The 6896-nt window shown below is 53.8% G+C and carries 4 protein-coding genes; 2 read left to right on the forward strand and 2 right to left on the reverse strand.

The window, feature by feature from the left end; translation table 11 throughout:
* Window positions 1-302 precede the first annotated feature (302 nt).
* Window positions 303-2291: an alpha-amylase family glycosyl hydrolase gene (locus IE105_RS14265; RefSeq protein ID WP_233354184.1), complete on the forward strand. Its 1989-nt coding sequence runs from the start codon at window positions 303-305 to the stop codon at window positions 2289-2291.
* Window positions 2292-2347: 56 nt separating this feature from the next.
* A complete protein-coding gene (locus IE105_RS14270) occupies window positions 2348-3946 on the forward strand; it encodes an alpha-amylase family glycosyl hydrolase (RefSeq protein WP_189499570.1) in 1599 nt (532 codons plus the stop codon).
* Here the strand turns inward: IE105_RS14270 and IE105_RS14275 are convergent.
* A complete protein-coding gene (locus tag IE105_RS14275) occupies window positions 3943-4950 on the reverse strand; it encodes a LacI family DNA-binding transcriptional regulator (protein WP_189499566.1) in 1008 nt (335 codons plus the stop codon). The two genes, IE105_RS14270 and IE105_RS14275, sit on opposite strands and share 4 nt — an antisense overlap.
* Window positions 4950-6521, reverse strand: a complete 1572-nt coding sequence (locus tag IE105_RS14280; protein WP_189499567.1) for an MFS transporter — start codon at window positions 6519-6521, stop codon at window positions 4950-4952. The genes IE105_RS14275 and IE105_RS14280 overlap by 1 nt, the downstream gene beginning before the upstream one ends.
* Between the last annotated feature and the right edge of the window lie 375 nt (window positions 6522-6896).

Below are 6896 nucleotides of genomic sequence, written 5' to 3' on the forward strand. Positions count from 1 at the left end.
TGTGCGGACGCAATCGTTGTTTTTGAGTTCAGAAAGCACGATGGACTCCCTCCCCAAAACCACTTTACACAAATTTGCAGAGAATTTGCAAATAGTTTCGTAAATCAGGACGGTTTTTGTGCGAAATCGTTGCGAATGTGCCACAAATCGCGACTTTGGCGACCTGGGTCGTCGCTTTTCTTCAATATTTAATGCAAAACTTTGCATAATCTCTTGCGTTTTTCTGTTCAATCACTTTATGTCTAACGAAATGGCAGAGACTCAAGAGAGATGCCGGACACTGTACATTGCGGGATAAGCACATGATTGAAACAATGCTCGGGCGGTTGAAGTCATCGGTTTTGCCGTCTGCGATCTTGTTGGGGTGCGCCGCGCTTACCCTCACGGCCTGCTCTGCAGTTTTGGCAAGCAATGATGCTGAGAATACAGTCATATCGGCGGAAGTTCTTCGGAGTGCGGACAGACTCCCTGTCGATGAAATCGTCTATTTCATGCTGCCGGACCGGTTTGAGAATGGTGACATGGCCAATGACACAGGCGGGTTTCCGGGCGGAAAATTGGATCATGGCTTCGATCCGACGGATAAAGCCTTTTACCAGGGCGGTGATTTAAAGGGGCTCACCTCGCGGCTTGACTATATTCAAGGGATGGGCGCGACGGCGATCTGGCTCGGCCCTATCTATAAGAATAAACCCGTTCAAGGCGGGCCGGGCCAAGAAAGCTCTGGTTATCATGGCTATTGGATCACGGATTTCACAGATGTCGACCCCCATCTTGGGACGAAGGCGGACCTGAAAGCGTTCGTCAGTGGCGCGCATGAGCGGGGCATGAAAGTCTATTTGGATATTATCACCAACCACACGGCCGACGTAATCAGCTACCGCGAATGTCATGACCCCGACTTTACGAGTCCAACGAAGGTAGAGGGTGGCTGCGCTTATCGATCAATCGCGGACTACCCTTACTCGACAGAGGGTGGCCCAGAAGGCACGCCTATCAATGCGGGCTTTCTCGGCGATGCGCCGCATGTCCAGACCTATGAGAATTTCGAAAAACTGACCCATCAGAACTATGCCTACACGCCCTACATTCCAGCCGGCGAAGAGGATGTTAAGACACCAGTCTGGCTCAATGATTTACAATATTACAGCAATCGTGGGGAAACGACCTGGTCCGGTGAAAGCTCTCTTTACGGCGATTTTTCGGGGCTGGATGATTTATTGACGACGCATCCGGTTGTGGTCGACGGCATGATCAACATCTTTAAAGATTGGATCACCGAATATCGGATAGACGGATTTCGAATTGATACGACACGACATGTAAATCCGGAATTCTGGGCGGCGTTCCTGCCCGCGATGAAAAACCATGCGGCGTCTATTGGGATCCCGCATTTCTATCAATTTGGTGAAGTCTATGATCCGGACCCGGGCGCACTCGCGCGTTTTACCCGCGTAGACGGATTTGATCAGGTTCTGGACTTTGGTTTCCAATCCGCCGTATTTGCGGTGGTCTCTGGCCAAGAGCCGACCGCCCGGTTGGATCAGTTCTTGCGGGGCGATGACCTGTATGGAGACACGACATGGAAGGGCCTGACCCAGCCGACATTTCTCGGTAATCACGATATGGGCCGGTTTTCAGGGATGCTAAAATCAGCCATCCCCGGCATCAGTCAAGACGAGCTGTTGGCTCGGACGAAACTCGCGCACGGCATGATGATGTTCATGCGCGGCGTTCCGGTTATTTATTCCGGTGATGAGCAGGGCTTTGTCTCCGACGGCAATGATCAGCTTGCGCGCGAACCGCTCTTTCCGAGCCAGACGGCGGTTTACAATGACAATGATTTGATCGGGACGGACGCGACCACGGCTGAGAGCAATTTTGATATGAACCATCCGATGTATACCTATATCGCGAAAACAGCCGCGATCCGTCAGTCTCATGCCGCGTTCCGGCGCGGGGCGATGGAAACCCGACTGTTTGAAGTCGGGACGAATACGGACACAGGTGCAGGCATGAATGTCGGTCAATTTGATGCGGCGACAGGAACCGCTTTCGCTTTTTCCCGTTTCGATCCGGTCACCGGGCAAGAATATTTGGTTGCCGTCAACACGGCCCCCACCGCGCAGCAGACCAATGTTCGGGTTGAACCCAATACTCAGGGATTCACGTCGCTCATGGGCGTATGCCCCGCAACGGTCGCAACAATGGCGACCGCGCAGCTGGACGTGCCGGCCTTTGGAATCGTGGTGTGTCAGGCAGACGGACGCGCAGACCGGCACGTTCGATGACCTTGCCAATGACTACCGCAACCGCGCAGAGTTCGACTGTGAAAGATAAATCCATTATGTCTGAAAGCGAGCCTCGCGCGCCCTGGTGGAAGGGGGCGGTAATTTATCAAATCTATCCGCGCAGCTTTCAGGACACTACGGGTGACGGCGTCGGTGATTTGCGCGGTATTACGCAACGCCTCGACTATATTGCCTCCTTGGGCGTCCAAGCGATTTGGATATCGCCGTTTTTTACCTCGCCCATGGCGGACTTCGGCTATGATGTTGCAGACTTTTGTGATGTCGATCCGATCTTCGGAACGCTGGCTGACTTTGACGCGCTTGTCACGAAAGCCCATGCGCTGGGCCTGAAAGTCACGATTGATCAGGTTTATTCGCACACATCGGATCAACACCCTTGGTTTGAGCAAAGCCGCGCGTCGCGGGACAATGAAAAGGCCGATTGGTATGTTTGGGCCGACGCTCATCCAGACGGCACGCCGCCGAATAATTGGCAATCGGTTTTTGGGATGGGCGCATGGGAATGGGATGCGCGCCGCGGGCAATATTATCTGCATAATTTTTTGCGTGAGCAGCCAGACCTTAACCTTCATAATCCCGCCGTTCGGGCCTCGATTTTAGACGTCACGCGGTTTTGGCTGGATCGCGGTGTGGATGGATTCCGGATCGATGCGCTGAACTTTGGTATGCATAATCGGGATCTCACTGACAATCCCGTTGAGACCAATTTTAAACGCCCGCCAACGCGTCCGTTCGACTTTCAACGTCATACAGAAAATATGAGCCAGCCCGAAATCGTGCCTTTCATCGAAGACTTGCGCGCCGTGATTGATAGCTATGGTCCCGACAAATTTACTGTGGCCGAAGTCGGAGGGGCGCGTCCGTTGGCGGAAATGAAAGCCTTTACCCACGGCGAAACGCGGCTGAGTTCCGCCTATGCGTTTGATTTCTTGTATGCAGAGACGTTGCACGCGGATCTCATCCGTAAGACACAACGCGAATGGCCGGGCGAGGCGGGTGAAGGCTGGCCAAGCTGGGCCTTTGAAAACCACGATGCCCCGCGCGCCGCATCGCGGTGGCGCGGCAATTGCGCGCCAGACCTATTCGCAAAACTGCTGGGTCTTTTGCTGATGAGCCTGCGCGGCAATGCTTTTGTTTATTACGGCGAAGAATTGGGATTAGAGCAAGGGGACATTGCGTTTGAAGATTTGCGTGACCCCGAAGCCATCACAAATTGGCCCCAAACCTTGGGCAGGGACGGGGCGCGAACGCCCATGCCGTGGGCGGGATTGGGCAATGATTTCGGTGGATTTTCAGACGCTAAACCGTGGTTGCCGATGCAGGAGGCGCACCGCGCGGCCAATGTGTCTGACCAAGAGGATGACCCTTTGTCTGTCCTCAATTTCTACCGCGCAGCGATCGCGCTTCGAAACGGTTGTCGCATCTTAAGAGAGGGTGATATCATCTTTGTTGGCAATGATGAATGTTTGGTGTTTGACCGGCTGCTCAACGGCCGATCCCGACGTTGTGTGTTTAACATTGGCGCCGTTGCCTTGCCATATAACGGACCGACTGATGCTGAACTTTGTATTGGTGAGCGTCCATCAAATGGGGTCATCCCCCCTTATTCGGGTTTCATCTCGCCTCTGCTTTAAGCGCCGCAGCTTTCTCGCTGAATAAGCTCCGTCGGCAGGCGTTCTGAGCGCATATCGCTCGGGTCGCTCGCATTGAGGAGCTTCATTACCATGAGGCGCCCCGCGAGTGTCATATCCTGCCCAACAGTGGTCAGGGGCGGATCGAAGTAGCGCGCCAGTTGAATGTCATCATAGCCAACGATGGAGACGTCCTCGGGAACGGACCGCCCATGCTCCCGCAGGGCGCGGATAACGCCAATGGCGATCAGGTCAGACGCGCACACGACACCGTCAAAATCTTTGCCGCGCGATATCAGCGAGTGCATCGAATTGGCGGCACTTTCGATTTCGAAATGTGCGGGAAAAACAAGGTCGGAATCGGGCGTTAGGTTAAACCGTTCCAAGGCCCGGCAATAACCCTGGTACCGTTGATTAATCTCTGGGGCATCTGTATCTCCGAAAAACGCGATTTTTGTGCGTCCCATTCGGGCCAAATGGGCGGCCGCCATTTCACCGCCGCGCTGATTATCCGATCCGACCGACGCATAGTCTTGTCCTGGTAGCTCACCGCCCCAAACAATGAATTTCATCGGATGGCCAACCAATCGGTTCAATCGCTCGTGAAGAAAGCTCTGTCCGAGGAAGATGATTCCTGACGCGCGCGAGCTGTCGAGCAGGCGCGATAAATCTGCATAGTTTTGCGGATCCGCATGGGAGACAAGATAGTCGCAGCTGAGCGACCGCGCCGCTTCACCAATTCCGCCCAAAAGGCCTTGAAAGAACGGGTCTAACATCCACCCATCACGGCCCTGCGGCTTTGGCACGACGATGGATAAAGTCGTGACGGCAGCGTCTCCTGCACCGGGGAGGTTCCGCAGGCTATAGCCCTGCCGGCGCGCCAAATCCCAGATACGTCGTTTCGTTTGATCACTGACGGCCGGATTATCGGACAGAGCGCGCGATACCGTTGCAATTGAGACGCCTGCTTCTTTCGCAATATCCTCTAACCTAACTTTCTTCGTCATCAATCAGCTTTCGAAATAGTGTCCAGCGGTTTTTCATACGGAACGAAAATCAGCAACACGGCGCCTGACATCATAACGCCTCCGGCGATCACAAGGGTCAAGACAGTTTGCCCGCCTAAAAGGCCCGTTAGCACGCTACCCATAATTGTGCCGACTACCAATTGTGGAATGACGATGAAATAGTTGAAAATGCCCATATAAGTGCCCATTCGCCCTGCGGGCAACGCATCGGCCAGTAATGCATAGGGCAAGGTCAGTATGCACGCCCAAACGACCCCGATCCCAACCGCTGATAGCCAGAACAGGCTCGGCGGGAACAACCAGATCGAAATGAATGAGAACCCGCCGATCAAGAGTGACAGCGCATAGAACGGCTTGAGGCCAATCCCGCGGGTTCCGATCGGGATCAGTAGCGAAAACCCCCACGCAACAAGCGAGTAAATGGCGAAAATATTATTGACCGCCAGTGAGCCGACACCAAACGCTTCGGACGTTGGATCCGTCGTGCCAAAATGATGGGAGGTAACGGCGGAGTTGAGATAGACCCACAGGGTAAAAAAGGCGAACCAGCTGGTGAATTGGACGAGCGCGAGCCGCTTCATCAGGAGGGGCATTGTCGCCAGATCATCCATCAGCGAGCCGATCATACCTGCGGCCCGCGCGCCTTTTAACCGCCATGCATTGTAAACGAGCAAAAGCCCCAGAACGACGACCATAACTGCAAAAACCGCCAGCTGTTTTTCCGCGGAACCAAAGGCGACCAGCGCAAGCAGGCCGCCGCCAATAAATAAGGCAATAAGCCCGCGCGATGAAAACCAGGCTGCGGGGGGAACGGTCGGCGTTTCGCGCCGCGCGTGGGCGAGGGCACTATTGTCTGCAGCTTCGAAAGCATGGAGGGTATCCGGGTCGTATTCTTTTGACGTGACAACGGTATAGAGAACGCTGGCGAATAAAATGGCTGCGCCAAGCAGAAAGGCGAGTTTCACAGAGTCTGGAACGATATTGGCGTCCGCCGTATTCGCGGCCCCTAACGCCGTTGCCCATTCCGGCAGTTTTGATCCGACATAGCCGCCTGCGCCAATGAAAAACCCCTGGATGGCATAGCCCAATGTGCGCTGTTTGGTGTTGAGGTTATCTCCGACAAAAGCCCGAAAGGGTTCCATCGAAATGTTCAGCGACGCATCCAAAATCCACAGGGAACTGGCCGCAATCCAAAGCGCCGGCGAATTGGGCATGAAGATCAGCGCAAAGCTGGCCAAGAGCGCACCCAGCAGGAAGTAGGGCCGCCTGCGCCCAAACCGTGTCCATGTCTGGTCAGACAAATATCCGACAATCGGCTGCATAATCAGCCCGGTGACTGGGCCCGCCAACCAGTAAAGCGCAAGCGTGTCAGTATTGGAGCCCAGTGTTGAAAAGATACGCGATGCGTTGGCATTTTGCAGGGCAAACCCGATTTGAAGACCAAAGAAACCCACCGCCATATTGATAATCGACAAGATCGGTAGGTTAGGTTTCAATTGTAAGAGACCCGATGGGGCAGGTGCAATTTCGTGTGTATTAGACAATGCCATGAACGGTCTGACCCCGAGAGTGTGCAAATATTTGCATCATATTCTGTAAATATGTGCAACTTTTTTCAATTGATCGCAAGGTCAGAACTGATGCGTCTCACGTCTCAGGGTGCAATCACTTCATCCATCAGATACATTTCGAAAGCTGCGCCCGTTTTAAGTCTCTGAGAGATAGGTCATCCGCTGAATTGACGAGCCTCAAACGTCGACTGTCTTAAAGTTTCTTGGTGGAGCGCCGATCGTACCGTCGAGTTTTGACTCGAGGGCTATGGAGGGCATTGTCAGCGGAACACGTGCTTGAATCTATGTACTAAGTTGGCCGCATGATCCAAAATCCGTTTCGATACTTCAAGACGTCTCGCGAAGTCATCCAAC

Source organism: Algimonas arctica, assembly GCF_014652695.1.
Classification (GTDB): domain Bacteria; phylum Pseudomonadota; class Alphaproteobacteria; order Caulobacterales; family Maricaulaceae; genus Litorimonas; species Litorimonas arctica.

Coding starts and splice junctions, on each gene's coding strand:
- IE105_RS14265 (WP_233354184.1), top strand. CDS start 303: ATGATTGAAACAATGCTCGGGCGGTTGAAGTCATCGGTTTTGCCGTCT.
- IE105_RS14270 (WP_189499570.1), top strand. CDS start 2,348: ATGTCTGAAAGCGAGCCTCGCGCGCCCTGGTGGAAGGGGGCGGTAATT.
- IE105_RS14275 (WP_189499566.1), bottom strand. CDS start 4,950: ATGACGAAGAAAGTTAGGTTAGAGGATATTGCGAAAGAAGCAGGCGTC.
- IE105_RS14280 (WP_189499567.1), bottom strand. CDS start 6,521: ATGGCATTGTCTAATACACACGAAATTGCACCTGCCCCATCGGGTCTC.